Raw genomic sequence first — 25,165 nt, 5'->3', positions numbered from 1 at the left:
CGGCCATTGCCTTTCAATGCCGGTGGCTCATGTCGAACCCGTTTTGCTCTGCCTGCCTCTCGGCTTGCCCTGACGTTCGCGCTCGTCTCGCGAACGCGTGGCTCGCCGTGCGCGCCTGGCCGACTACGGACATTTGACACTCACGATCATCAGGCGGCCGTCATTCGGTCGCGAGAGAGACATTCATGTCACGTTTCATGACGCAGAAGCCGTTGCAAGCGGCCATCGCGCTCGCCTTCGCCTCGCTGGGCAGCGCAGCACACGCACTCACCTCGAACCCCGCAGCATCGATGGCCTCGGCAGGCGCCGCTGCGGTGAATCCTGTGGCTCCCGCGGCCCCAGTAGTCCTTGCCGCCGCAGACACGTCCCCGGTCACCACGACGACAGCACCAACCGCTACGTTGCCCGTCACCAACGTGACCGCCCCGGCGGAGTCGCTTACGTCCCCCAGCGTGGAGGAGCAGAAGGCCAATCTTTTCCAGACCGCAGGCTCCGTCGGCTTCGTCGACGCCGACAGCTACCAGAACACCTACGCGTTCAACCTGCGCGACGTACTCAAAGACAGTCCCGGCGTCTATGTCCAGAACCGTTACGGGCAGGAGCTACGCGTGTCGATTCGCGGCTCCGGCATCGCTCGCGGCTATCACGTACGCGGCCTCGAAATCCTGCAGGACGGGATTCCCACCAACTCGGCCGACGGCAGCGGCGACTACTATCAGATCGACCCGATGGGCCTGCGCTCCACCGAGGTCTACAAGGGTGGCAACGGCCTCACCTACGGTTCGACCACATTGGGCGGTGCGCTGAACTTCGTCACGCCCACGGCCTACACGGCAGAGGCCCCGAACCAGTTCCGGCTCGAAGGCGGCAGCTTCGGCACCATTCGCGCTAGCGGACAGATGTCGCGCATCTTCGGGCCGCTCGACGCGCTCGCGACCGTGACGCTCAACCGGTCCGATGGCTATCGCGATCACGCGAAGGGCAACTACGCCCAGATCAACGCGAACATCGGCTACAAATTCTCGCCGCGCGTGGAAACGCGTTTCTTCTTCGGCGCTTACATCGTCGACCAGAAGCTGCCGGGCACGTTGTCGCTGTTCGACGCGCTGAACAATCCCACCAAGGCGGCGGCTTCCGCAGTCTCCGGCGATCAGGCACGCAACACCCGCACCGAACGCCTGGGCAACCTGACCACGATTCGCTTCGACGTCGGCCAGCTCGATATCGCGTCGTGGGTCATTCACAAGAGCCTGTATCACCCGATCTTCCAGGTCATCGATCAGGATGGCTGGACCTACGGCATAGCGCCCCGCTACACGGCGAACCTGACGCTCGCGGGCATGCGTAACGACCTGATCGTGGGCGCGCGCTTCTTCGGTGGCAATACGAAGGCCGATCAATACGTCAATGTGAATGGCAATCGCGGCGCGCAAACGCTCGACTCCCGTCAGAGCGCTTACAACTACGAGGCGTATTTCGAGAACCGTCTGTTCTTCCTGCCGACGCTCGGCCTCATGGTCGGTGCCAAGGCGTACCGTGACGTTCGCCAGTACATCGATTACGGCGGTGTGCCGGGCGACGTCAACTATCGCTCCACTAGCGCCGCCTACTCTGGCGTGAATCCCAAGATCGGACTGCTCTGGGAGCCGCGCAAGGACGTTCAGGCGTTTATCGACATCACGCGCAGCGCAGACGTGCCCGACTTTACCGATCTGTCGCAGACGTTCGGGGCGACGTCGCGATTCGTGCCGCTGGCGTCGCAACATGCCTGGACGATCGAAGTCGGCACACGCGGCAAGCTTGATCGCGTGGCGTGGGACGTTACCGCCTACCGTTCGATGGTGCGCGACCAACTGCTCCAGTACACGACGTCTCCCGACGTTCCGGCGTCGACCTTCAATGCGAACAAGACTGTGCTTCAGGGTCTCGAAGTCGGCGCGTCCGTCGACCTGTTCAAGAACGTGGCGGCCACCGGCGACCGCGTGACATTGACGCAGATCTGGAACTACAGCGACTTCCGCTTCCGAGACGATCCGCAATACGGCAACAACCGCATCGCTGGCGTGCCGACCAATGTGCTGCGTACAACGCTTGGCTATGCGCTGTCGGATCGGTTCCAGATCGCGGCGTCCCTCGACTGGGTGCCCACTGGCGCGTGGGTCGACTACGCCAACACGATGCGCGTGCCCAGCTACACACTGATCGGCTTGCAGGCGTCGTATCTGATCCAGCGAGGCGTGACGTTCTATGTCGACGCGCGCAATCTGACCGACAAGCGTTATGTGTCGGATTTCAGCACCGTCACCGACGCCCGCACGGCCAACACCGCCGTGTTCTACCCGGGCGACGGCCGCAGCGTGTTTGCGGGTGTTCGCTTCGCGTTCTGATCACGCCTGATCGAACCAAACGCGCGCTCGGAGAATCTTCGGGCGCGCGATCCTATCGCGTCGCACTCACACGCTCGGGCGGACCCTCACAGCATGCGACGCAGCGTGTCGTCACGACGGAAATAGTGATGCCACAACGCCGCCAGCGCATGCAAACCGATCACCCAGTAGAACGCGCTTCCCAGCGTTTCGTGAATATCCTTGATGGAGTGGAGCATCTCGTCGTCTTTGCCGATGAACTGCGGCAGCGCGATATCCAGCCCCGGAATTGTTAGCACGTGCCCACCTGCGTTGAGCGTCAGATAGCCTAGCACCGGCTGCGCGAAGATGAACAGATACAGCAACAGATGCACGAGTGACGACCCCATGCGTACCAGCCACCCCTGACCGGGCAGCGGTCCCGGCGATCTCTTGATCAGACGCCAGAGCAAACGCGGCACGGCGACGACCAGCACAGCGATTCCGGCCCACTCGTGAATCGTCATGCTCAGCGCTCGCGGTGCACTGCCTTTCGGCAGATATCCCTTCGTGATCACGGCGGCATACGCAATCACGATCAGCAGCGCCACCAGCCAGTGAAAAAAGATCGCAGGGGGTGCGTAGCGCTGAACGGGAGAAAGCGGTGAGCCGAGTGAGTGGAACTTGATCGCTTTGGCCATCTCGGGGGGACTCCTCTGCTGTTTTAGGCGAGCCCCCATTATCGCGCCCGTCTCGCTGCGCGAACAGGCTGCAAATCGTCACATTTTGTTACGCAAAAATTCTCCTCGACATTCGGATTCCTCCTTCCCATCGATTCGCCAACTCTGCCGACAATACCTCCTCGGCACACAGACTCGCTGCGGTGCCACATCGATGAACCTCCTTGGCCGACGCACGCCCGGTCGGCCTTTAAAGCCCCGTTCGCGGGGCTTTCTTTTTCTCTCCCTTCGTCTCTTCGCCTACTTCGTTGCGCAAGGCCCGACACACATCGCAGGAGCCATCACCGAGCCGTCTCGCTGCGGAGCAACATTCGCAATGTGCATCGGTGAGATCAGCCTATCGCGACACAGCCATGAAAGGTTTGTGAACTATCCGAGAGAATGGGTGCACGAATGCAGAAGCGGCAATGTCTGTACCGTGTCTAGGACGAATCCGATCCAAAAGATAGGACGGCACCTTGAAGTGTTGCGTGAAGCCCTCACAGCACTGGTCACGGCTCGACTTGCAGGCAGATAATGTTCATCAAAATCCAGGAGGACAGATCATGCGAAACATCACTTTCCCCCAAGGCGACACCGTGCCCGTGCTTGGGCAGGGCACATGGATGATGGGTGAGAAGCCCGAGCGCCGTCGCGACGAGATTGCCGCGTTGCGTCTGGGCGTCTCGCTTGGCATGACACTGGTCGATACCGCCGAGATGTATGGCGAAGGCGCGACGGAAAGCCTCGTGGGCGAAGCGCTCGACGGCTTGCGCGACGAGGTCTTTCTCGTAAGCAAGGTGTATCCGCATAACGCCTCGCAACGTGGCGTAGTCGCGGCGTGCGAGCGAAGCCTCAAGCGTCTGCGCACCGACCGCATCGACCTCTACCTCTTGCATTGGCGTGGCGATGTTCCGCTCGAAGACACGATTGCCGGCTTCGAAGCGCTGATCGACGCGGGGAAGATCCGCCAATGGGGCGTGAGCAATTTCGATGCGGACGACATGGATGAATTGTTCGACGCACCGGGCGGCACCGCGTGCGCGACGGATCAGGTGCTGTTCAATCTTTCGCGACGCGGCCCCGAGTACGATCTGATGCCCTGGCTTGCGACGAATCGATTGCCGATGATGGCCTACTCGCCCATCGAACAAGGGCGCTTGCCGACGAATGGCGTCCTTAGCGAGATTGCACGCAAGCGTCACGTCGAGCCGCTACAGATTGCATTGGCCTGGGTATTGAGCCGTCCCGGCGTCATTGCCATCCCGAAGGCCGGGTCCGAGGCCCACGTGCGTGCGAACCGTGCCGCGCACGACATCACGCTGAGCGACGAAGAACTGGATTTGCTCGATCACCACTTCGAAGCGCCGTCGCGCAAACGTCCGCTGGAAATGATCTGATGCCGGATCTGAGCCTGGACCGAGGAATGGAAGGGAATTTTGAGGGCCATCGGTCTCGCAGGCCCGACGCAGTACACTAGGCGTTTTCGAATTTTCGCAGGACGGCTTCATGAGCGATTCACGTCCCGTCGTCGTTATCGGGGGCGGTTTGGTCGGCGTATGTACTGCCGCTTATCTTCAGCGCGCAGGGCATGCCGTGACTCTCGTCGACCGGCAGTCGGCGCGTCAGGCAGCCTCGCTGGGCAACGCCGGTTGTATCAACGGTTCGTCGGTCGTCCCCATCGCCATGCCGGGCGTGCTCTGGCAAGTGCCGGGATGGCTGATGCAACCGGATGGCCCGCTGGTGCTTCGCTGGGGCTATCTGCCTCGCATGGTGCCGTGGTTGATGCGCTTTATCGCAGCGAGTCAGCCCGCACGGGTGGCACAACAGGCACGCGCGTTGCGCGCCCTGCTCGGCCCGGCACTCGACGCGTATCAACCCCTGCTTGACGATGCCAACGCGAACGACCTCGTGACCCGTCGTGGGTATCTGATTGCCTACTCCAGTCAGGACGGCATGGCAGGCGATGAAGGCGGCATGGCCTTGCGGCGTGACAACGGCGTACAGATCGACACGCTGGACGCCGGCGCGCTTCACGAGTTCGAACCCACGTTGTCGAACGATTTCATCGGCGCGCGTTATATCAGCGAGACGGGACACACGTCGGACCCGGCCGCGTTGCTTGCGCGTCTGACCGCTCAGGTCGTGGCGCGAGGCGGACGCCTCGTCGATGCCGCTGCGACAGCCATCGAGACCAACGGCGGGCAGGCCGTGGCGGTGCATACGGACAAGGGGCGCGAAGCCGCAAGCGCCGTTGTCGTCGCGGCCGGTGCGTGGTCGGCGCCCTTCGTGCAGCAGTTGGGCGACAGCATCGTCTTCGACACCGAGCGCGGCTATCACGTGGAGATTCCGACACCGCACGAGATGCCGTCGCGCCCCGTGATGTGGGCGGAGGGGAAGTTGTTTGCGACACCGATGAACGGCCGCCTTCGCGGCGCGGGCACGGTCGAGCTGGCAGGGCTGCAAGCGCCGCCGAACTGGCGGCGTGCCGATCTGCTGCTGGGCCAGCTTCACAAGATGTTCCCCGGCGCGGTGCAGGGCGTGAAGTCGACGCAATCGGTCGATGGCGCGCGCTGGCAGGGCTTTCGCCCGAGTACACCGGATTCGCTGCCGGTGCTGGGGGCTGCGTCGAAAGTGCCGAATGCCTTTTACGCCTTCGGGCACGGCCACGTGGGCCTCACAGCGGCAGCCTCCACCGGGCGCACGATCGCCGGGCTGGTGAGCGGCGAGCGGCCGTCCATCGACCTCTCACCGTTCTCCATAGGGCGATTCCGCTAACGCATGCGTCGCACCCGTCTCATCCGGCGCCGTCTGCGGCACGGCCTGTGCGCTGGATGAGCGCTCAGCCCTTGCAGACGGATGCGACGATGTCGCACGAACGCAGGCGAAGCGCCGGGTCGTAGATGTCGGTCACGAGCATCAGTTCGTCGGCTTGCGTGCGTTCGACGAGATCGGACAAGCCGGATTGGATGCGCTCCGGCCCGCCGACGACGGCCACGCCGAGGAACGCTTCCACCGAGTGCTGCTCCGCCGGATCCCAGCGCTCGTCCATATCGTGCACCGGCGGCTGCAACTTCAGGCTCTGCCCGCGCATCAGCGCCAGGATCTTTTGCTGCGATGACGTCGCGAGGAACTTCGCCTCTTCGTCCGTCGGCGCCGCGACGACCGGTGCGCCGACCATCACGTACGGCTTATCGAGCACCGCCGACGGGCGGAACATCTCGCGATAAATACGAATCGCATCGAACAGGAAACGTGGCGCGAAGTGCGATGCGAAGGCGTACGGCAGCCCCAGATGGGCCGCGAGCTGCGCCGAGTACAGCGACGACCCCAGCAGCCACACAGGAATGTCGCTGCCCGCGCCCGGCGTGGCGACCAGCCGTTGCCCCGGTTGCGCCGGTGCGAGCAACGCGCGCAACTCGGCCACTTGTTCCGGGAAGTCGTCGCCATTGCCGAGACGGTCGCGTCGCAGTGCGCGCATCGTCGCCTGATCGGCACCCGGCGCACGTCCGAGACCCAGGTCGATGCGTCCCGGGTACAGCGCGGCGAGCGTGCCGAAGTTCTCGGCGACGACCAGCGGCGGGTGATTCGGCAGCATCACGCCACCGGAACCGACGCGAATGCGCGACGTCTTGTCGGCAATGTGCCCGATCAGCAACGCGGTTGCGGAACTGGCGATGCCATCCATGTTGTGATGTTCCGCAAGCCAGAAACGCGTAAAGCCCAGACGCTCGACATGCTGGGCCAGTTCCGTGGACTGCTTCAGGGCTTCAGCCACCGTGCCGCCAGCGCGCACCGGCACCAGATCCAGCATCGAGAGGGCTGTTTTCGACAAACTGCTCATGGGGTTCTCCGTTAGCTTGCGCGCGCCGCACCCCGTTTGGTCGATGCCAGATCGTGTTCGATCGACGCACTCCAGGTGACGCGCACTATCGTGCCAAAGTATAGTGACGAAGGGTCAAAACCCCCAGTAGGCACCTTTTAGTTGAATAGTCACCATTTAGTTACCATGAGCAAACCCGAACCCTTCGTCTTCGAGGAAACCTGCGTGCCGCGTCGCGTGCTGGAGCTCTTCAGCGTGAAGTGGACGAGCATGGTGCTCTACGCGTTGCAGTGCGGCACGACACGCACAGGCGAACTCCAGCGCCGTCTGCCGGGCATTTCGAAGAAGATGCTCACGCAAACGCTGCGCGAACTGGAGCGCGACGGCCTGATCCACCGCGAGGTATATCCCGTCGTGCCGCCCAAGGTCGAATACTCTCTGACGCCGCTCGGCGAGCTTTTCATCGAGCCGATCGAGATGCTGTACCGCTGGGGCAACCAGCACGCTGACGTGCTCGCGCAGCTGAGTCTGCGTCGCGGCAAACCATCGCAGGAGCTGGCCGACGGGGGCACCGATGGCGAGGTTGCCCATTTCACGGTTATCTGAGACAGTGGTTATGTTGCAGCGCAAACTGCGTACCTGCTGCAACCGTACTCTCGTAACGACCCCCGCGGCTGACGCCCACCGGCGCGACGCCGCATCGCCGAGGGATCATGCCACGCTCCAAATCCACCTCGCGGGTGCAGCCGCCGCTCCCCGCCTCCGCTACGCCCGCCGCACGAACCGGGCGGACCGCTAGCGCCACACGCGCATCGTCCGGCGCACGCGCCACCGCTCGCGGCGCACTCCCCGTCGATCTCGCCCTACAGGGCGGCGGCGCACACGGCGCATTCACCTGGGGCGTGCTGGACCGGCTGCTCGAAGCCATTTCTCACGACACCGACAACGCCCCCTTCCGCATCGAGGGCATTTCGGGCACATCGGCTGGCGCGATGAATGCCGCAGTGCTTGCGACCGGTTATGCCCGCGGCGGCCCCGATGCGGCACGCGGTGCGCTGGAACAGTTCTGGCGGGATGTCGCGCATGCGGGACGCTTCAGTCCGCTGCGCCGCACACCGCTCGACATCGTGCTCGGACGCTGGTCGCTCGATAACTCGCCGTTCTTCATGTTCTTCGATCTCGCCGCCCGCGTCGTGTCTCCCTACGACCTCGCGCCGCTCGAATTCAACCCGTTGCGCCGCCTGCTGGCCGATCACATCGACTTCGACGGCATATCAAAAGGCGCCGACGCCAACCCGATCCAGCTCTTCATCACAGCGACCAACGTGCATACGGGGAGAGGTCGCGTCTTCCGCAACGCCGAGATCACCCCGGACGCCCTGCTCGCCTCAGCCTGCCTGCCCATGTTGTATCGCGCCGTCGAGATCGATGGTGAGCCCTACTGGGACGGCGGTTACGCGGGCAATCCGTCGATCACGCCGCTAGTGCGCGAGACCGTGTCGTGCGACACCATCCTTGTGCAGGTCAATCCGGTCGAGCGCAACGAGGTCCCGCGTTCGGCGCGCGAGATTCTGAACCGCGTCAACGAAGTCTCGTTCAACGCCACGCTGCTCAAAGAGTTGCGCATGATCGCGGTGCTGCGTCAGGTGGTGGATGCCGGGAGCGACGAAGGTAAACGCTGGGCGCAAATGCGCATGCACCGGATCGCGAGCGACATGATGACGACGCTCGGCTATTCGTCGAAGCTCTCAGCGGAATGGGACTTCCTCGTGATGTTGCGCGACGAGGGCCGTCGCTGCGCCGATGTCTTCCTGCACGAACACGGCGCCGATCTGGGCAAACGCTCCTCGCTCGATCTCGATCCGCTGCAGGAGACCCTCTGAATGGAGTTCGCTGGCATTCTTATCGGCCTGGCGCTGCTCGTCTGGCTGGCCTATCGTGGCTGGAGCGTGCTGCTGCTCGCCCCGGCCGCCGCCATGCTGGCCGCTGCGCTCTCAGGCGAACCCGTCCTCGCACACTGGACGCAGACGTTCATGCAGAACGCCGCGCGCTTCATCGCGCAGTTCTTCCCGCTGTTCCTGCTCGGCGCCTTGTTCGGCAAGTTGATGGAGGACAGCGGGGCCGTGCGCGCCATCGCCGCGTTTCTCACGGACAAGCTGGGTTCGCGTCGCGCGATGTTTGCGGTGGTGCTCGGCGGCGCGCTCGTCACGTACGGTGGCGTGAGTCTCTTCGTGGCGTTCTTCGTCCTTGCACCGATGGCACACGCGCTGTTCCGTGAAGCCAACATTCCCGTGCGACTGATGCCCGCTGCGATTGCCTTGGGGACGTCCACCTTCACGATGTCGGCAATGCCCGGCACGCCTGCCATCCAGAACGCCATACCGATGCCCTTCTTCGGCACCACGCCCTTTGCTGCACCGGGGCTGGGGTTGATGGCCTCGGCCATCATGCTCGGCGTAGGCCTCTGGTGGTTGTCGTGGCGCGAGGGACAGGCGCGTCGTGCGGGGCACGGTTATGCGGAAAACGAAGTGTGGGACAAGAAGGCGGACCCGACGGTCGTGCGTGAGCGCGCCAGCGTGGCGCGCGAATTCGACCCGGCGGAGATCGAAGCCGGGCATCGCAACGACGCGCTGCCGGGCATCCTGACGGCTGCCTTGCCGCTGCTCGTTGTGATCGGCGGCAACTTCGTGATGAACGTGATCGTCTTCCCGCGCCTGAACGCGAGCTTTCTCGCGGAGCCGAGATGGGGCGGCATCACGCTGCAAAGCGTAGCGGGCGTATGGGGCGTGTGCGTCGCACTCGCGAGCGCGATCCTCGTGCTCGTGATCCTGCAATGGCGACGCCTGCCCGCGCTGCGCAAGACGATGGACGCCGGTGCAAACGCGTCCGTCCTGCCGATCATGTGTACGGCGAGTCTGGTCGGCTATGGCGGCGTGATTGCCGCGCTGCCCGGCTTCGAGCTGGTACGCGACTGGGTGCTGTCCATTGACGGCGGTCCGCTCGTGTCGCTGGCGCTCTCCGCCAACCTGCTCGCGGCCATCACCGGCTCCGCCTCAGGCGGTCTCACGATTGCCCTCGACGCGCTCGGTCCTGCCTACGTCAGCCTCGCAGCGCAGCACGGCATCGATCCCGCGCTGATGCACCGTGTGGCCGTGATGGCGTCCGGCACGCTCGACAGCCTGCCGCACAACGGCGCGGTCGTCACGTTGCTGGCGGTGTGCGGCAGCACACACCGTGACAGCTACTTCGACATCGTCATGACAAGTATCGTGAGTGCGCTGATCGCACTCGTCGCGGTCATCGTCGTCGGCTCGCTCGTCGGGACGTTCTGAACGTTCCGATGCCAACGAAAAAGGGCCGAGGTCATCCTCGGCCCTTTCGGAATTGCTCAGCGACTCACGTCCGTCTTAGCGATCCAGCAAACGTCCCAGACGCATCATCGTGACATTCACCCCGAGGTGACGCATCGACGGCTGCACGATCACGCAGTTGTCATACGGCGTGACGATCACTTCGTCGCCATCGCGGGCGATTTCGGTGCCTGCCTTTTCGATCACTTCCAGTCCCGTGAACGGCTGCGAGAAGCGGAAGTCCATCGAGCGCGCCACGACCGGCTGCGTGATTTCCACAAACTTCTGACGTGCAGGGGTTTGCGTGAGGAACGGGGCGACGTCGGCCTCAGCCACAACACCCGCGTGCAACAGGAAGCGGGCTGCGCTGTCGAGCGCCACATCGCGCGCGCTCTTGGCGAAGTGTTGTCCCGTCTCGATGAGCAAGGCATTCTTCGGGCTGGCGGGATCGCCAAAGCCACCGTAGTCGCGCATGCGCGTGCCATTGGCGTGGCCCTTGTCGATGATGACGTGCTCAGGCGTGCCGAGTTCGGCCGCCAGCGCAATCGCCTTTTCCAGCGGACCCGTCATCATCAGCGGCGCCGACGCTTCGTGCATCGAGTGGATGTCGAGCAGCAGATCCACCGTATCGATGAACGGACGCATCGCACGGGCGCGCGTCAGTTCACGGCTCTGACGTTCGCCGTCAAGTGTCGACGCCGTCCACACACGGTTCATGTCTTCATCGAGAAAGCGCGTGGCGTCTGCATTCTCTGCGCTGAACTGTTCGTACGCACCGATGTTGCCGAAGCCCAACGACAGACGGCCGGACGACGGACGCAGACCCGATGCGAGCAGCGCGTCGACGGCGATGGCGCCGCTCACTTCGTTGCCGTGCGTGAGCGCGAGAATCATCACGTGCTTGCCGGGCTTGCCGCTATCGAACGTGTGCAGATAGTCGATGCCGGTGTTGCCTTCGCGCCAGCGGGCGATATCGGGGAACGAGACTTCGATGGGGTACGCCGGCAGGGCGGCGCGAATCGCTTCGAGCGTGGTCATGGGTAAAGCTCCGCAAGGGATGCCGCAAAAAAAGAGACGACGTCGCCTAGGGGATTGGCGGACGTCGTCGTTGCGGCTCAAATCAGTACATCGAATATCGGGACGACGTAATCGAACCTTAGGCCTTGGTCGCACGCGGCGAGGCGTGCGACTGGCTCGTCAGCCCGGCGATCTTGCCGGCACGCACACGGCGCGCCAACGCCGTCACAGCCGTCACGCTGAGCACTGCCGTTGCCATCACGTAGAAGCTCGGTGCGAGCTTGTTCTGCGTGGCGTCGATCAGCCAGGTCACGATCAGCGGGGCGAAGCCGCCGAACAGCGTGACCGAGAAGTTGTACGACAGCGCAAGACCGGTGCCACGAGTGCTCGTCGGGAAGATGTCCGCCAGCAGGGCGGGCAGCGGGGCGAGACTCACGGCGATCAGCAGACCGACCAGTGCCTGCACGAGCAGCAGCGTCTGGAACGTCGGATAACGGTTAAGCAGCACGAACAGCGGGTAGGTCGTCACGCCCACGGCGATCAGCGCGTAGAGCATTACGCGAATGCGGCCGAAGCGGTCCGAGAGATGGCCGACGACAGGCGCGGCGATCATGAGCATCACGCCGGTCACGACCGCACCGATGAACGACGATGTCGCCGGAATGTGCAGTTGCTTGACGGCATACGTCGGCATGTACAGCTTGTGGACGTAATTGAACGCCGTGGCCGCAGCCACAACGCCCGCGCCGAGCAGCATGTTGGCGCGATCACGCCCGAAGACTTCGCGCAGTGGCGACTTCTCGCGTTGCTTCTCGCCGAGCTTCTTGAAGTCGGCGGTTTCATCGATATTGCGACGAATGTACAGACCGACCGGACCGATGAGCAGACCGACGGCGAAGGCGATACGCCAGCCCCATGCGCTCAGTTGATCGGCCGTCAGCAGCAGGCTCAGCAGTGCGGAAACACCGGCGGCGAGCACCGTTGCGAGACCTTGCGTGGACATCTGCCAACTGGCGAAGAAGCCGCGACGCTTGGCGTCGGCATGCTCGACCATGAAGGCCGTGGCAGCGCCGAATTCACCGCCCGTCGAGAAACCTTGCAGCATGCGGGCGACGATGATCATGAGCGGCGAGAAAATGCCGATCTGCGCATACGTCGGTGCGAACGCGATCATCGCGGTGCCGACCATCATGAGGCCGATGGACACCGTGAGCGACGCCTTGCGACCGGCGCGGTCGGCGTAGCTGCCGAGGATGATCGAGCCTAGTGGGCGCGTGACGAACGAAATACCGAACGTGCCCACGGAGAGCAGCAGCGAGGTCGTTGCGTCGTGAGCGGGGAAAAACAACTGGCCGATCACGATGGCGAAGTAGCCATAGATCAGCAGATCGTAGAACTCTAGTGCGTTGCCGATACTCGCCGCGCAGATCTCGCGCCACGGGTTGTGGGGTTTGGTGTTGCCGGTCATTCCTGCTCCTCGGGATCGCTGGCGTTGGAAGTCGATGTTTGGACGCCCCGCAAACGCCCGTTGCATAGCATGCAACAAGGGCGAGCCGGGGCCATCTGCCAGTCTCAGGAAGCGGAGTGTAGGTGGCGGAAAATGCAACTCCGTGCCGATTCGGCACGTAAAGGTGCTGATTGAGGGCGAGGTCCACCGGTAGAATTGGCGCACCTTCCCCTCCTCGCACCGCTGGATCCCCCGATGGCCCTGACTGCACCGACTTCATCCATGCTGGCGCGCCGCGCCATCGCCGCCGCCCTGTTCTGCCTGCCGCTACTCGCCCATGCCGACTGCAAGGATCGTCTGAACGACTGGGCGAAGACGCTGCAACCGGGGCGCGCCGTCGATGCCGACTTCGCGACCTGCAAGGTCTGGCCAGCGAATCCGGCGCAGACTCTCGCCGTCCTGCCGATGGCGCAGCCAGGCGGCACCGACGACGACAAGGTCTATGACGTGGAAGTCGTCGTCGCCGACAGCCAGAGCGGCAAGATCGTGGCGCACCGCTTCGAGAAGGCTGCGATTACGTCGGACGCCATCATGCTGCGCGGCATTGCCCTCGACACCGCGCCGTGGCGTCTGACGCCGCAGACGGTGGCGTTCGGTGTGCGTTTGAGCTTCGAAGGGTCGTCGCGCGTGAATCCTTTCTCGCAGACGTCGCTCAGCCTTTACGTCATCGATGGCACGACGCTGCGCAAGGTCGTGGATAACCTCGCCACGCAAAAGAGCGGCGGCGAATGGGACGGCAACTGTGCAGGCAGCTTCGACGACACATCGCGTGCAGTGTCCGTCGGCCCCGTTGGCAAAAACGGCTACGCGAAACTCGTCGTGAGCGAGAAGACCACCACCACGACCAATAAGCCGACGCGCAACGATTGCGCCAGCAAGGAGCGCACTGCCAAGGGCGCAAACGTCACGCTCGAATACGATGGGTCGCGTTACGTCGTACCGAAGGCGCTTAGCGGCGCGTGAGGTACGCCATCGGCATGATTGCCGATATTCTCGAACCGTCACCTTTCACGTTTCCTTTCCTCTTCCGAGCCCACCATGACGCCTGACCGTACTTTGCTCGAAGCGTTTGCACCGACTGGCGTGCTGCGTGCCTGCATCAATCTCGGCAACCCGATTCTTGCGGGCGTCGATGCACGATCCCAGCCCGTCGGCATCTCAGTCGATCTCGCGGGCGCGCTGGCGAAGCGGCTCGGTGTCGAACTGGAACTGGTGGTGGTCGACGCCGCAGGCAAATCCGTGGAGACGGTCACGAACGAGCAGGCCGACGTGGGCTTCTTCGCCATCGATCCGCGCCGCGCGGCGACGATTGGCTTCACGTCGCCGTATGTCCTCATCGAAGGCTATTACCTCGTGCGCGATGCCTCGCCCGTCAAAACCAATGCGGACGTCGATCGTGCGGGCACCCGTGTGGTCGTCGGTCAGGGTAGCGCCTACGATCTGTTCCTGACACGCGAACTCAAGCACGCCGAAATCGTGCGTGCGCCGACGTCGCCGACGGTGATCAAGACGTTCATCGAGACCGGCTGTGAAGTGGCCGCTGGCGTCAAACAGCAGTTGGAACAGGACGTGGCGAACCTCACCGGCTATCGCTTGCTGGACGAACGTTTCATGGTCATTCGTCAGGCGATGGGCGCGCCGATCACGCGCGGCGAAGGCGCGTTGGTTTACCTCAAGACGTTCGTCGAAGACATGAAGCGCGAAGGCTTCGTGGCCGACGCCATGAAGCGACACGGCATCACAGGCGTGAGCGTCGCACCGGCGGAGTGACCAACAGGTTTCCACCTGACGTCGGGTGCATACGCACCACCGGGGTCTGTCGCTAGGCGCTTGCGCTCCCGACGTATTTCCCCGGTGTGACACCGAACACCGAGCGAAACATCGCGATGAAGTTGCTGGGGCTCGCGTAACCCAGCGCATCGGCAATCGCCGACACCGACTCGCCGTCCGACAACATCTCGACGGCACGCATGAGCCTCGCCTGCTGACGCCACTCCGACAACGTCATGCCGACCGACGCCGCGAACAGGCGTCGTGCAGTGCGCGTCGACAGTCCGGCCATCGACGACAGCGTCTCCAGCGAATACTCGCGGCCAGGCTCGCTGAGCACCAGTGCCGTCATCTTCAGCAACCGCTTGTCGCTGGGCATCGGCAGATGCAACGGCTCATGCCGTGCCGCGCGAACCTCGTCGATCAGCACCGCCATGACGTGCTCCTCCTCCGGCGAAGTCACAACGTCCTTACGCCATCCGGCCACGCGATGAATCAACGCTTCGAATAGCCGCCCGACCGAGAGTACCTGCGGACGGTCGGGCAAGGTCTGGCAATACGTGGGGGCAAGCAGAATGTTCGCGCCGGTCTTCACCCCCTTCAACTCACCCCAGTGCATCAGATCTGGCGGAATCCACACGGCGCGCTGCGGCGGCAACAGCCACGCGCCGAAGTCGGTGCGGATATGAAAATGCCCCGCGCCGATATAGATCAGTTGCCCCTGCGCGTGCCGATGCCATCGATTCAGGCGGCGAACGCTCTCCGGACTTGTGCCGTCAACGCCGAAACCTGCCAGTGTTTCGTGTTCGCGAACGACTTTCCTGAGGCTGCGTGGCATGAGAGGGGAATCCAAAGTTGGCCGATTTTCAGCATATTTTGACCTTATGCGGATAACGGAGCAATCGCGGCCGCCGATAGAGTGCGTCGTGAACGCTATGTCGGCGTCGTACTCAGGAGGAAGAAATGTCGCAGAAACCTGTCATTGTGATCGCCGGGGCCGGACCGGCCGGACTTGTCGCCGCCAATATGCTGTCTCGCGATGGCTTCGACGTGACCGTCTTCGAGACCGACGCGAGCGCCACGTCGCGCGATCAGGGCGGCATGCTCGACCTCCATGTGCCTGACGGTCAGCTTGCGCTGAAGAAAGCCGGTCTGTTCGACGCCTACATGGCGATTGCCCGTCACGACGATCAGGAACTGCGCGACATCGACTGGGCGACGGGCGAAACGCTACTCGAAGACATTCCCGCCCCCGGCACCGGCGACAGTCCCGAGATCGATCGTCTCGTGTTGCGTGAGCTTCTGCTCGAACCGTTGCCCGCTGGCACCGTGATCTGGGGAGCGCGCGTCGTTGGCGTCGGCAAGACCTCGGGCGGCCGCCGCGTCGTCCATCTGCAAGACGGACACACCCACGAATGCGATCTCGTCATCGGCGCCGACGGTGCCGGGTCTGCTATCAGAGCCGCGCTCACCGACATTCGTCCGGTGTACACAGGGGTGACGTTCGTCGAACTCTGGTTTTCCGATGTAGAGCGTCAGCACCCCGCCGTCGCGGCGCTGGTCGGACACGGAACACTCATGTCCGTGGGCAACGGCTCCGGGTCAGGCACCGCGCTCTTTGCACAACGCAATGGCAACGACGTCATACGGTCCTATGCGGCGTTCAGAACGCATGCCGACGATACGGACCGGCCGGAGAAAACGCTCGCTGGCATCACCCAGCAGGATTTGCTCGCACGCTTTCCCGGCTGGTCGCCCCGCCTGTTGTCATTGATCGAGGATGCCGAACGCATCGCCGCGATACGCCCCATCGTCGGCCTGCCGCCGGGCGCACGATGGCCTGCGACGCCGGGGCTCACGCTCGTCGGCGACGCCGCACACGTGATGCCGCCGATGGGCGTCGGCGTCAATCTCGCCATGCTGGACGCCGCGGAACTTGCCGAGACCATCGCAGGCGCATCCGACTGGCAGGCCGCCGTGCATGCGCAGGAAGCCGCCATGCTCGACCGGTCCGGCCCCATCGGTGAACAATGCGCGAGCGCTTTCGCTGAGTGGTTCGGTCACAGCGAGCGTCACGCGCTCCCGTCCGTTCACCCCCACGTGACTCACGAGCAACGTCGTTAGGCGCAGCGCGCCGTTGGCGTCAGCCCTTCCGCCTCAAACGCCCGCTGCACAGCAGGACGCGCCAGCACACGGCGATACCAACGCTGCAAATGGGTCAGGTCGTCAAAGTGGATATTCGCCTTATAGACGGACTGAAGCCACGACGCCTGCCCCCATTGCGTGAGCGTGAGCAGGTAAGCATCGGCAACGGTGAAGTTGTCGCCCATCAGATACTCCCGTTCCGCCAGTTGCTCGTCGATCCATTTGAAGCGGGCTTCCAGCTTCGGCTTGGCCGACTCGGTGCCGTACTTCCCCGCAAGCACCGCGTAGAGCAGCGGAATGAACCCCTTGTGGATTTCCGTGCTGAGGAAGTTCAGCCATTCCTGAAGACGGTAGCGATCGAACGATCCGTTCGCGGGCGCCAGCGCCAGCTCAGGCTTGCGGTCCGCCAGGTACTGCACGATCGCCGGACCTTCGCGAAGCCGTGTGCCGTCCGCCAATTCCAGCAGCGGGACATAGCCGAAGGGACTGAGCGCATAGAAGTCCCGGCCGTCTTCTGTCGTATGCGTTTTGTAATCGACCTTCACCAGCGAAAAATCCGCCCCCAGTTCGTTGAGCACGATATGAGGCGCCAGCGAGCAAGCGCCCGGCACGTAATAAAGCTTCATGAGAATTCCCGAAATAGTGGTTCGGGGCTCATTCTAGGCAACTGGTATAAAAAATAAAGAAGGCACTAAAATGTCATATAAGTACAAAAAATATACTGACCTTTAAAAATGTGAGTGCCCGATGAAAGAGAATCTGTCCGGCTGTTCGGTGGAAGAATCGATGCGTGTTCTCGGCGGGAGATGGCGACTGCTCCTCGTGTCGTATCTGCTCGACGGCCCCAAACGGTTCAACGATCTGCGACGCGATGTCCCCGGCATTTCGCAACGCATGCTCACGCTCGACCTTCGTGCGCTGGAGGATGCCGGACTGATCACACGCACCGTGTATCCGACCTCCCCCGTCAAAGTCGAATACGCGCTGTCAGCGGACGGCGAGCGGTTGCGTCCCGTGGTCGACGTGATGAAGGAATTCGGGCTTTGGCTGAAGGCGCGCGACGAGAAGGTTTGATACTGCAAAGTGTCGGGATATACCCGGAGCCATTCCGGAGACGAATGCATCAGGGTCTTGTCCGGCGGGCCTGAGCCCCTGCGTTAGCCGCAATGCAGCATGAACCGGGTGCAAATTGGGGTAGCGCGATGCAAATGACTGACTACACTTCCTAAGTGCATACGGCACGCTGAGAAACCGCTCAAGACGGTTCGTAATACAAAGTTTGCGAAGTAAAGAAGCACGCCGTACGAAGGCAAAAATGGGGCCAGTGAACTAGCGTTTCCATTCCTTCACGGGAGGCATGTCCATGACGTGCCTGAATAAATGGATGATCGGCACTTGTCTTGCCATGCTCAGCGGCGTGGCGATGTCGCAAGGTGTCGGCACGGGTTCATCCGAACAGATGATGATGGCCAACCTCGGTCCATCACCACTACCCGTACGTGTCCCGCCTCCGCCTGCCCCTATCTCCGTCGCAGTGGTTCCGGCCGTCCCCGTCACGCTTTACCCATTCGGTCGAGAGAGTCCCGAGACGCCCGAGCGTGTCGACCGAATGACGCAGGCAGACGCCAACGCATTTCTCTACACACGGATCGAAGCGATCAATAGCGCTGCGCCATTCGCCGTACACGGAACCGCCAACTGGATCGAAACACCTGCTGCTGCCGATACGGCCGACGCCGCAAGAGCGACGCAAAGCTACCTGAGCATCGGGCCGAACCGCTCGCCGCAGCTGTCCCTCGTCCAGTGGAACAATACCGACGACAAGCTGGGCTCAGATCCTAAGCGTGGGCTTTCGCTGAAGACTGAAGACTGGACCGTTTCGGCGAGCGCGAAAATCCCGATTCTCCGTCAGAAAGATCTCGGTGCGACGGTGTACGTCAAGCGCCGCTTCTGACCCGCCAACGGTTTCGTCACGGCCGTTGTATCGAGACCTCGATACAACGGCCGTGACGTTTTGCGTCCCTCGATTCGACTACACGAGGTCAAGCGGTCGACTTCACCGCCGTCACATCGATTTCCACCAACCACTCGGGACGCGCCAGCGCCTGCACCACGATGCCCGTCGACACCGGGAACACGCCCTTGAGCCAGCGCCCCATGACGTTGTAGACAGCCTCGCGATAACGCGGATCGACGATATACACCGTCACCTTGCAGATATCCGCGAGCTGGCTGCCGCATTCGTCCAGCAGCATCTTCACGTTGGCCATGGCGCGTTCGGTCTGTGCCGTCACGTCGCCAATGCCGACGGACTCACGCGTGTCGAGGTCCTGACCGATCTGCCCGCGCAGATAGATCGTGTTCCCCGCGATCACCGCCTGGCACAGATCGTTGTCGAGCTTTTGTTCCGGATAGGTTTCGCGGGTGTTGAACTTGCGGATGCGGGTGTGCGTCATGTTGTCTCGTCTTTCTGTCTGGGGTCGGCGGCGCAATCAGTGCGCCAGTATCTTGGAGAGGAAACGCTTTGCGGCAGGACTGGCCGCTTCGTTGAAGAACACGTCGGTCGGACTGTCTTCGATGATCGCGCCGTCCTCCATGAACACCACGCGATGCGCCACGCGTCGCGCGAAGCCCATCTCGTGCGTGACGACCATCATCGTCATGCCCTCGCGGGCGAGCTCGACCATCACGTCAAGCACTTCGTTGACCATTTCGGGATCGAGCGCCGATGTCGGTTCGTCGAACAGCATGGCCATCGGGTCCATCGACAACGCGCGTGCGATGGCCACGCGTTGTTGCTGACCGCCCGACAATTGCCCCGGATACTTGTGCGCGTGGGCCGACAGCCCCACGCGATCGAGCAACGCGCGCGCCTTGGTGCGTGCCGAATCGGCGTCGCGCCCGAGCACGATCTGTTGCGCGAGCGTGAGATTGCGCGTCAGATCCAGATGCGGGAACAGCTCGAAATGCTGGAAGACCATACCGACCTTGCTGCGCAGTTTCGGCAGATTGGTCGACTTCGCGGTGAGCGACGTGCCCGCGACGACAACGTCGCCCTTCTGGAACGGCTCCAATGCGTTGACGGTCTTGATCAGCGTCGACTTGCCCGAGCCGGACGGCCCGCACACCACCACGATCTCGCCCTTGCCGACATGCGTCGAGCATTGCTTGAGCACGTGGTGCGCGCCGTACCACTTGTCGACGTCGCGAATCTCGATGATGGGTTGTGCGGTGCTCATTTGTCGTAGTGTCCTGCGCGAATCGACGCGCCGATCAGGTTGAGGATCAGACGACCAGCCGTCACACACGAAATCAGGTTCGCGTCATCCTTCTCCGGCTGAATCTCGACGATGTCCATGCCGACCACACGCCCCTTGCGCACCAGACCGTGAATCAGCTTGCGCGCCTGCACGAAGGTCACACCACCCGGGGCCGGACCGGCCACGGCAGGCATGGTCGACGGATCGAGCCCGTCGGCGTCGATGGTGAGGTAGTAGTTGCCGCCGTCGGGAATGCGATCGAGTACGGCGTCCATGCCGATGTCGTGCAGCTCGTACGCCGTCACCAGCTCTGCACCGTACTCGCGTGCCGCAGCCAGATCCGCCGGACGGCCGCTGCCCTGTGCACGCAAGCCGATCTGGATGATGCGATCCACGTGCGCCATTTCCGACGCGCGACGAATCGGGCTCGACAAGCCTTCGCGCACACCGTTGACTTCGTCGCGCCAGTCCAGATGCGCATCGATGTGCACGAGCGTGATCGGTCCCTTCTGATCGAGACCGCGCAGCACGGGCGTGGTGATGCCGTGGTCGCCGCCAAGCACAATCGGCATTGCACCAGCCGCTGCAATGCGGCGCACTGCCGCTTCGGCGCGGGCATAGTGTTCACCCGGCTTCGACAGATCGGGCACGATGTCGCCGCAGTCGACGAAGCGGATGTCCTTGCGCCCTTGCAGCAGCGGGCCGTCGATATCGAAGTCGTAATGCTCGGGACGGCGCACCACACGGTCCGTCGCCTGACGAATCGCGGACGGCGCATTCGTCTGATCGTTGCTGAAGTCGGACGCCGCATACGGTGCGCCGTACGGCATGCCGAGCACGGCGATATCGGCCTTCAGGTTGTCGATGTCGAGATCAAGCTCCGAGTACAGCAGAGTCGGATGGCCTGTGCGCGGGGCAACGGTGTAAGTCGTCATGAGAGTTGTCCTTTTCCTTTGGCGGGGAGTGTCGAGAAAGCGACGGCGTCGGGTGTGCGGGTACGTCGCCCGACCACGGTTTCCAGACGCCGCCCCACACCGGCCAGCAAGACGCTGCTGAGCCAGTAGATCAATGCCGTCGTGCCGAGCACTTCGACGTAAGCGAACGTGTTTGCGGTGAGCAGATTGCTCTGATAGGTCATCTCCGGCAGGCTCATCACCGAGAAGATGGCCGAGTCCTTGAACATCATGATCACAAGGCTTGTCGTCGGCGGAATCAGAAAGCCGAACAACTGCGGCGCGATGATGTGACGCTGCGTCTGCCAGTAAGTCATGCCGAGCGAGAGCGCCGCATGCGTCTGACCGCGCGCCACGCTGCGCAGAGCCGCACGCAGGATTTCGCAGAAGTAGCCACCGGTGTAGAACGCCGTGCATCCGACCGCGACGGTCATGGCCGACGCGCTCACGCCAAGCTTCGGCAAGCCGAAGAACGACAGGTAGACGAGGATCAGATACGGGATGTTGCGCACCAGCTCGACGTAACCAAGCGCAATCGGACGCAGCAACGTGCGCGACTGCGCGGCGTAGGCGGCGGCGATGCCGATCACGATGCCGATGGGGATACCGGCGAGGCTCACGAGTGCAGTAACGCGCAGGCCTTCGAGCAGGACGGGAATCGCTTCGCGGACGATGGAGAAATCAATGGCCATGGGGCAACATCCTCGATACGCGGCGCTCGCACACACGCGACGCGGCCGAAATGCAGAACAGCAACACGAAGTACACCGCGGCCGTAATGGCGAAGACCTGCAACGGCAGATCCGTCTGCAAAGTGGCGTTGCGTGCGACCGTCGCAAGCTCCGGCACTGCGATGATCGACATCAGCGACGACGCCTTGAGCAGAATCGTGAACTCGCTGGTCAGCGGCGGAATGGAGCGGTAGATGACCTGCGGCAGCAGCACGTGTCGCCACACCTGCGTCGCGCGCATGCCCATCGCGTAACCGGCGGCGCGTTGTCCGTGAGAGATCGTGCCGAGTGCGCCGCGCAGAATCTCGACGATGTAAGCGCTCGTGTTGCAGGCGAGTGCGGCCACACCGGCGGTGACAGGCGAGATCGAGAGATCGAACATCGCGGGCACCATGTAGTACGCAATCAGCATGTGGATCAGTGCCGGTGTGCCGCGAATCAGACTCACCCACAGCACCACCAGCGAGCGCAACGGCGCGAACGGCGAGATGCGCATGAGCAGCAGCACGATCCCGAGCGCCAGTCCGATCACGAAGGCACCGGCCGACGCAGCCAGCGTGATCGCCGTTCCCGAAACCACGCCTTCGAGAAACGGTTGGATCACTCCGGCCATGCCGCCCATGCTGCCGAGGCCGTCGACCATGGCTGCGGAGGTCAAATCGCCCCCTGCGGCAGGTAGTTCTCGCGCGGCGTGTCCATCGGGCCACCGAACCACTTCTTCTGGAGCGCGGCGAGCTTGCCGTTGGCTCGGAATTCGTCGAGCGAGTCGTTGATGAACTTGCGGATCTCGAGATCGTTCGGGTTCGCCACCCATGCCAGCAGCTTCGGCTGACCGATGGTGCCCGCGATGCGGAACACGTTCGGTTGCTTGCGCATCTGCACGGCGGCGATGTTGGACGGCATCAGCGCCACATCGATGGTCTTGTTGGCGAGCGCATTGGAGACGTCCGGATACGCCTGGAACAGACGCGTGCCCGCGTAGCCCTTGCCCGTTTTGTCCTTGAGTTCCTTCTCGAACTCGTCCGCTACCGGTTGGGACGACGAGCCCATCTGCGTGCCGATGGTCTTGCCCGCGATGTCCATGCCGCTCTTGATGGCGGTCTCGTCGACACGCACCATCAGCACCGAGCGCACGACACCGACCGGCTGGCTGAACGCGAAGCGCTTGGCGCGCTCCGGCGTGATGCCGACGCTCGTCGCCACAAAGTCGAACTTGTGCGACATCAGGCCCGGCAGCAAGCCCTGGAACGGCAGATTCATCTGTTCGAGCTTGACGCCGAGTTTCGCTGCCATCAGTTCGAGGACATCGTGCCCATACCCGACCACCTGTCCGTTTTCGACATATTCGAATGGCTCGTAGGCCGCTTCGGTGCCGACCGTCAGCTTGCCGCGCTTCTTGATGTCGGCGAGCGTGCCGCCTTCGGCGAACGCCAGCGTCGGCACGACTGGGAGCGCCAATGCGGCGCTCGATGCAAGCGTCGCCTTTACAAAGGATCGTCTGGACCAGGTCTTCATAGCTTGCCTCGCGTCATGTGGGTTGGGTCTTGATCCGGCGCGTCCGGTCTGTCGGTGTGGTTGCGTCTGTGTCCGGGGGAATTCGCGCCTCTGCAATTCAATGTATGCGGGCAAAAAGATCATGAAAAATGATTTTTTTATTGGTATGGTTTCAGAAAATGAAACCTTTTGAGGGCGTTGCGCCCTTCAGGTACAGGCGATGGCAAATCGGGAATTCAGCGAGCGTGATCTGCGCTCGTTACGCATCTTCTGCGCGGTGGCGCAGGCAAGCGGCTTTGCTGCGGCCGAGAAGCAGTTGAATATGTCGAAGGCGTCGATCAGTCGACATATTCGCGAAGTCGAGGAGACGTTGGGCACGCGGTTGTGCGAGCGCGGACCGTCGGGCTTTGTGCTGACGCATGCGGGCAAGGTGGCGCTGGAGTTAGCGCGTGATGCGCTGAAGTCGCTAGAGCGCATCCGTCCCGAAATCGACGCCGTGCGCGGCGTGCTCTCTGGGACGCTCTCTATCGGGATGGTCGAGCACATTCTGTCGGACGTCGGCTGTCACATTCCCGAGGCGCTCGATGCGCTCAAGACGCAAGCGCCCGACGTCAAGGTCGAATTGACGGTGATGACATTCAACGAGTTGGATCTGGCGTTACGCGAGCGTCGCGTGCAGATCGCGATACGGGGGATGTACCGGCGTGAAGCGGGGTTTCATTACCAGCCGCTGTTTATCGAACGTCATCAGTTGTATGTGGCGCGGCATCGGATGAAGGACGCGTCGACATTACCGCTGGTGTATCGAACGCAACCGTTCGTGCATGAAGCGCTGAACTCACTGGGCTTGACGCGTGGACCGACGGCATCCGGACTGGAAGCCGTGGCGATGCTGGTGCTCTCGGGACACTACGTGGGGCTGTTGCCGCAGTATTACGCGGCGTCGTTTGCGAAGCGTCACGCACTGGTAAGAGTGCCGTCCGGCCCCGAGTACGAAAACTCCATTAGCGCGATCACGGAAGCCTCACGCCCGAGGACTCGGGCGCTGGATCTGTTTTTGGAGTTGTTGGCGAGGTTTCATCCCGGCACCTAAGGAGAGTGGGATATCAGCCGTGCAAGACGCCCGAAGTATTGCTCTTCGACCTCCCGAAAACCGCGTTTCGCTCATACAGCAATGATGCGATACCGGCAACCGAAACGATAGTGCTCAAGATCGGCATGATGGTTAGTTGCGCAAGCATCGCCAGCACATTGACGATCACAGCCACGATGAGGACGAATAACGCTATCCGCCAGACGACTTTCGTACACCGCTCCAGGCTCATAGCCATGACTACAAACCCGAGCGTCATCAGGAACACGTTAGCGATGGTGTTCGCCAAAACCGATATTTTTTGGAGCAACGATGCGCCGTTCAACGAATAGTCCGTTCCGATCAAGGCCATTACAAGAATAAATGCGTTGAGTACTGCAAAATAACAAAACGCAACTTGCGCAATCAGAAAATTGTCTTTGGGGGATTTCTTTTCCATCGAACATTCACTCGCATCAATCAAACTCCGGGCCTCACTGCGGCAACATTCCGGTCATGCATCGACTTCCGCCCCCGAACGACCGAAATTATCCCTCCCAAGGAGAGGATGCCCAGCAGCATCGGAAGCGGCCCGGGTTTGAAAGTCATTAACTGCGCATTCCAGATCAGATTTAGCAAGAAGACGCCTAGCGTCACTCGCCAAAGCAACATGGTGCAGGTGGAGAGGCGCCTTGCTATGGCGTAGTAACAGGCGGCCGAAGAAATTTGGAAAATCAAGATGATCGCGAGGATAAACGACCGTTGCCCGGAAGGGAATCGATCGTCCAGAGCGTGCGGACTGACACCTGCCAACAAGATGAGCACGTCCAAAATACTCAGCATCGCCAGCAAGTAACACGCTACCTCCGCAAACGCGAAACTATCGTCGCCCACAAAATTATCAAAATTCTTGTCAAGCATCACTTCTTTGCGAACTGCAATGAGAGGCCTTTTTTCGATTCATGTACCACAACATGAA

The 25,165-nt window shown here is 62.4% G+C and carries 26 protein-coding genes; 12 read left to right on the top strand and 14 right to left on the bottom strand.

Features of this window, described 5'->3' with window-relative positions; translation table 11 throughout:
• The first annotated feature begins 290 nt into the window (after positions 1–290).
• Positions 291–2,387, top strand: a complete 2,097-nt coding sequence (locus tag PCO31010_RS17995) for a TonB-dependent receptor family protein (RefSeq protein ID WP_150665592.1) — start codon at positions 291–293, stop codon at positions 2,385–2,387.
• An 86-nt stretch (positions 2,388–2,473) separates the two neighbouring features.
• Here PCO31010_RS17995 and PCO31010_RS17990 read toward each other — a convergent pair whose 3' ends face one another.
• Positions 2,474–3,046, bottom strand: a complete 573-nt coding sequence (locus PCO31010_RS17990; protein ID WP_150665461.1) for a cytochrome b — start codon at positions 3,044–3,046, stop codon at positions 2,474–2,476.
• A gap of 584 nt (positions 3,047–3,630) precedes the next feature.
• Between PCO31010_RS17990 and PCO31010_RS17985 the strand changes: the two genes are divergently transcribed.
• Positions 3,631–4,464, top strand: coding sequence for an aldo/keto reductase (locus tag PCO31010_RS17985; RefSeq protein WP_150665460.1), 834 nt, complete (start codon positions 3,631–3,633; stop codon positions 4,462–4,464).
• Between the two features lie 109 nt (positions 4,465–4,573).
• The gene (locus tag PCO31010_RS17980; RefSeq protein ID WP_150665459.1) at positions 4,574–5,842 is read left to right on the top strand and encodes an NAD(P)/FAD-dependent oxidoreductase; all 1,269 of its coding nucleotides are present in this window, start codon (positions 4,574–4,576) and stop codon (positions 5,840–5,842) included.
• 64 nt (positions 5,843–5,906) lie between these two features.
• On the opposite strand, the gene PCO31010_RS17975 is transcribed toward PCO31010_RS17980, so the two are convergent.
• On the bottom strand, positions 5,907–6,908 hold the full coding sequence (locus tag PCO31010_RS17975; protein ID WP_150665458.1) for an LLM class flavin-dependent oxidoreductase: 1,002 nt from the start codon (positions 6,906–6,908) through the stop codon (positions 5,907–5,909).
• A 165-nt stretch (positions 6,909–7,073) separates the two neighbouring features.
• On the opposite strand from PCO31010_RS17975, the gene PCO31010_RS17970 reads away from it, so the two are divergent.
• The 3 genes from PCO31010_RS17970 to PCO31010_RS17960 all read left to right on the top strand — a co-directional run bounded on the left by PCO31010_RS17970 (position 7,074) and on the right by PCO31010_RS17960 (position 10,219).
• Complete coding sequence (locus PCO31010_RS17970) at positions 7,074–7,493, top strand: winged helix-turn-helix transcriptional regulator (RefSeq protein WP_150665457.1); 420 nt, start codon at positions 7,074–7,076, stop codon at positions 7,491–7,493.
• Positions 7,494–7,600: 107 nt separating this feature from the next.
• Positions 7,601–8,770 carry a patatin-like phospholipase family protein gene (locus PCO31010_RS17965; RefSeq protein WP_150665456.1) on the top strand — a complete coding sequence of 390 codons (1,170 nt, stop codon included), beginning with the start codon at positions 7,601–7,603 and terminating at the stop codon, positions 8,768–8,770.
• Positions 8,771–10,219, top strand: coding sequence for a GntP family permease (locus PCO31010_RS17960; RefSeq protein ID WP_150665455.1), 1,449 nt, complete (start codon positions 8,771–8,773; stop codon positions 10,217–10,219).
• A gap of 75 nt (positions 10,220–10,294) precedes the next feature.
• On the opposite strand, the gene PCO31010_RS17955 is transcribed toward PCO31010_RS17960, so the two are convergent.
• Together PCO31010_RS17955 and PCO31010_RS17950 are read right to left on the bottom strand one after the other, a co-directional pair.
• Positions 10,295–11,275, bottom strand: coding sequence for a M14 family metallopeptidase (locus PCO31010_RS17955; RefSeq protein ID WP_150575523.1), 981 nt, complete (start codon positions 11,273–11,275; stop codon positions 10,295–10,297).
• Between the two features lie 118 nt (positions 11,276–11,393).
• The gene (locus tag PCO31010_RS17950; protein WP_150665454.1) at positions 11,394–12,722 is read right to left on the bottom strand and encodes an MFS transporter; all 1,329 of its coding nucleotides are present in this window, start codon (positions 12,720–12,722) and stop codon (positions 11,394–11,396) included.
• Between the two features lie 234 nt (positions 12,723–12,956).
• On the opposite strand from PCO31010_RS17950, the gene PCO31010_RS17945 reads away from it, so the two are divergent.
• Both PCO31010_RS17945 and PCO31010_RS17940 read left to right on the top strand, forming a co-directional pair.
• Complete coding sequence (locus PCO31010_RS17945; protein WP_150665453.1) at positions 12,957–13,724, top strand: PA3715 family protein; 768 nt, start codon at positions 12,957–12,959, stop codon at positions 13,722–13,724.
• 75 nt (positions 13,725–13,799) lie between these two features.
• The gene (locus PCO31010_RS17940; protein ID WP_150665452.1) at positions 13,800–14,531 is read left to right on the top strand and encodes an ABC transporter substrate-binding protein; all 732 of its coding nucleotides are present in this window, start codon (positions 13,800–13,802) and stop codon (positions 14,529–14,531) included.
• A 52-nt stretch (positions 14,532–14,583) separates the two neighbouring features.
• Here PCO31010_RS17940 and PCO31010_RS17935 read toward each other — a convergent pair whose 3' ends face one another.
• Positions 14,584–15,369, bottom strand: coding sequence for a helix-turn-helix domain-containing protein (locus tag PCO31010_RS17935; protein ID WP_150665451.1), 786 nt, complete (start codon positions 15,367–15,369; stop codon positions 14,584–14,586).
• 125 nt (positions 15,370–15,494) lie between these two features.
• Between PCO31010_RS17935 and PCO31010_RS17930 the strand changes: the two genes are divergently transcribed.
• On the top strand, positions 15,495–16,655 hold the full coding sequence (locus PCO31010_RS17930) for an FAD-dependent oxidoreductase (RefSeq protein ID WP_150665450.1): 1,161 nt from the start codon (positions 15,495–15,497) through the stop codon (positions 16,653–16,655).
• On the opposite strand, the gene gstA is transcribed toward PCO31010_RS17930, so the two are convergent.
• Positions 16,652–17,302, bottom strand: coding sequence for a glutathione transferase GstA (gene gstA, locus PCO31010_RS17925; RefSeq protein ID WP_150665449.1), 651 nt, complete (start codon positions 17,300–17,302; stop codon positions 16,652–16,654). The genes PCO31010_RS17930 and gstA overlap by 4 nt on opposite strands.
• A 121-nt stretch (positions 17,303–17,423) precedes the next feature.
• On the opposite strand from gstA, the gene PCO31010_RS17920 reads away from it, so the two are divergent.
• Both PCO31010_RS17920 and PCO31010_RS17915 read left to right on the top strand, forming a co-directional pair.
• Positions 17,424–17,750, top strand: coding sequence for a winged helix-turn-helix transcriptional regulator (locus PCO31010_RS17920; RefSeq protein ID WP_150665448.1), 327 nt, complete (start codon positions 17,424–17,426; stop codon positions 17,748–17,750).
• Positions 17,751–18,039: 289 nt separating this feature from the next.
• Positions 18,040–18,630, top strand: coding sequence for a hypothetical protein (locus tag PCO31010_RS17915; RefSeq protein ID WP_150665447.1), 591 nt, complete (start codon positions 18,040–18,042; stop codon positions 18,628–18,630).
• Between the two features lie 88 nt (positions 18,631–18,718).
• Here PCO31010_RS17915 and PCO31010_RS17910 read toward each other — a convergent pair whose 3' ends face one another.
• Genes PCO31010_RS17910 through PCO31010_RS17885 form a run of 6 tightly spaced genes read right to left on the bottom strand, consistent with a single transcriptional unit; the run spans position 18,719 to position 23,135 of the window.
• A complete protein-coding gene (locus PCO31010_RS17910) occupies positions 18,719–19,132 on the bottom strand; it encodes a RidA family protein (protein WP_150575514.1) in 414 nt (137 codons plus the stop codon).
• Between the two features lie 36 nt (positions 19,133–19,168).
• Positions 19,169–19,897 carry an amino acid ABC transporter ATP-binding protein gene (locus PCO31010_RS17905; RefSeq protein ID WP_150575826.1) on the bottom strand — a complete coding sequence of 243 codons (729 nt, stop codon included), beginning with the start codon at positions 19,895–19,897 and terminating at the stop codon, positions 19,169–19,171.
• Positions 19,898–19,911: 14 nt separating this feature from the next.
• Positions 19,912–20,871: an agmatinase gene (locus PCO31010_RS17900; protein WP_150665446.1), complete on the bottom strand. Its 960-nt coding sequence runs from the start codon at positions 20,869–20,871 to the stop codon at positions 19,912–19,914.
• The gene (locus PCO31010_RS17895) at positions 20,868–21,581 is read right to left on the bottom strand and encodes an amino acid ABC transporter permease (RefSeq protein WP_150665445.1); all 714 of its coding nucleotides are present in this window, start codon (positions 21,579–21,581) and stop codon (positions 20,868–20,870) included. Before PCO31010_RS17895 ends, PCO31010_RS17900 begins: the two co-directional genes overlap by 4 nt.
• Entirely contained in the window at positions 21,571–22,263 is a 693-nt protein-coding gene (locus tag PCO31010_RS17890; protein ID WP_052252487.1) for an amino acid ABC transporter permease, read from the bottom strand. The genes PCO31010_RS17895 and PCO31010_RS17890 overlap by 11 nt, the downstream gene beginning before the upstream one ends.
• An 11-nt stretch (positions 22,264–22,274) precedes the next feature.
• Positions 22,275–23,135: a transporter substrate-binding domain-containing protein gene (locus PCO31010_RS17885; protein WP_150665444.1), complete on the bottom strand. Its 861-nt coding sequence runs from the start codon at positions 23,133–23,135 to the stop codon at positions 22,275–22,277.
• A 199-nt stretch (positions 23,136–23,334) separates the two neighbouring features.
• Here PCO31010_RS17885 and PCO31010_RS17880 point away from each other — a divergent pair, with 199 nt between their 5' ends.
• Positions 23,335–24,207 (top strand): LysR family transcriptional regulator, encoded by an 873-nt coding sequence (locus tag PCO31010_RS17880; RefSeq protein WP_150665443.1) that lies wholly within the window; start codon positions 23,335–23,337, stop codon positions 24,205–24,207.
• A 13-nt stretch (positions 24,208–24,220) separates the two neighbouring features.
• Here PCO31010_RS17880 and PCO31010_RS17875 read toward each other — a convergent pair whose 3' ends face one another.
• Together PCO31010_RS17875 and PCO31010_RS17870 are read right to left on the bottom strand one after the other, a co-directional pair.
• Complete coding sequence (locus PCO31010_RS17875) at positions 24,221–24,646, bottom strand: hypothetical protein (RefSeq protein WP_150665442.1); 426 nt, start codon at positions 24,644–24,646, stop codon at positions 24,221–24,223.
• A gap of 20 nt (positions 24,647–24,666) precedes the next feature.
• A complete protein-coding gene (locus tag PCO31010_RS17870) occupies positions 24,667–25,107 on the bottom strand; it encodes a hypothetical protein (protein WP_150665441.1) in 441 nt (146 codons plus the stop codon).
• Between the last annotated feature and the right edge of the window lie 58 nt (positions 25,108–25,165).

This window comes from Pandoraea commovens, from assembly GCF_902459615.1.
GTDB lineage: Bacteria > Pseudomonadota > Gammaproteobacteria > Burkholderiales > Burkholderiaceae > Pandoraea > Pandoraea commovens.
This window is presented reverse-complemented; position numbering and strand designations above follow the sequence as displayed.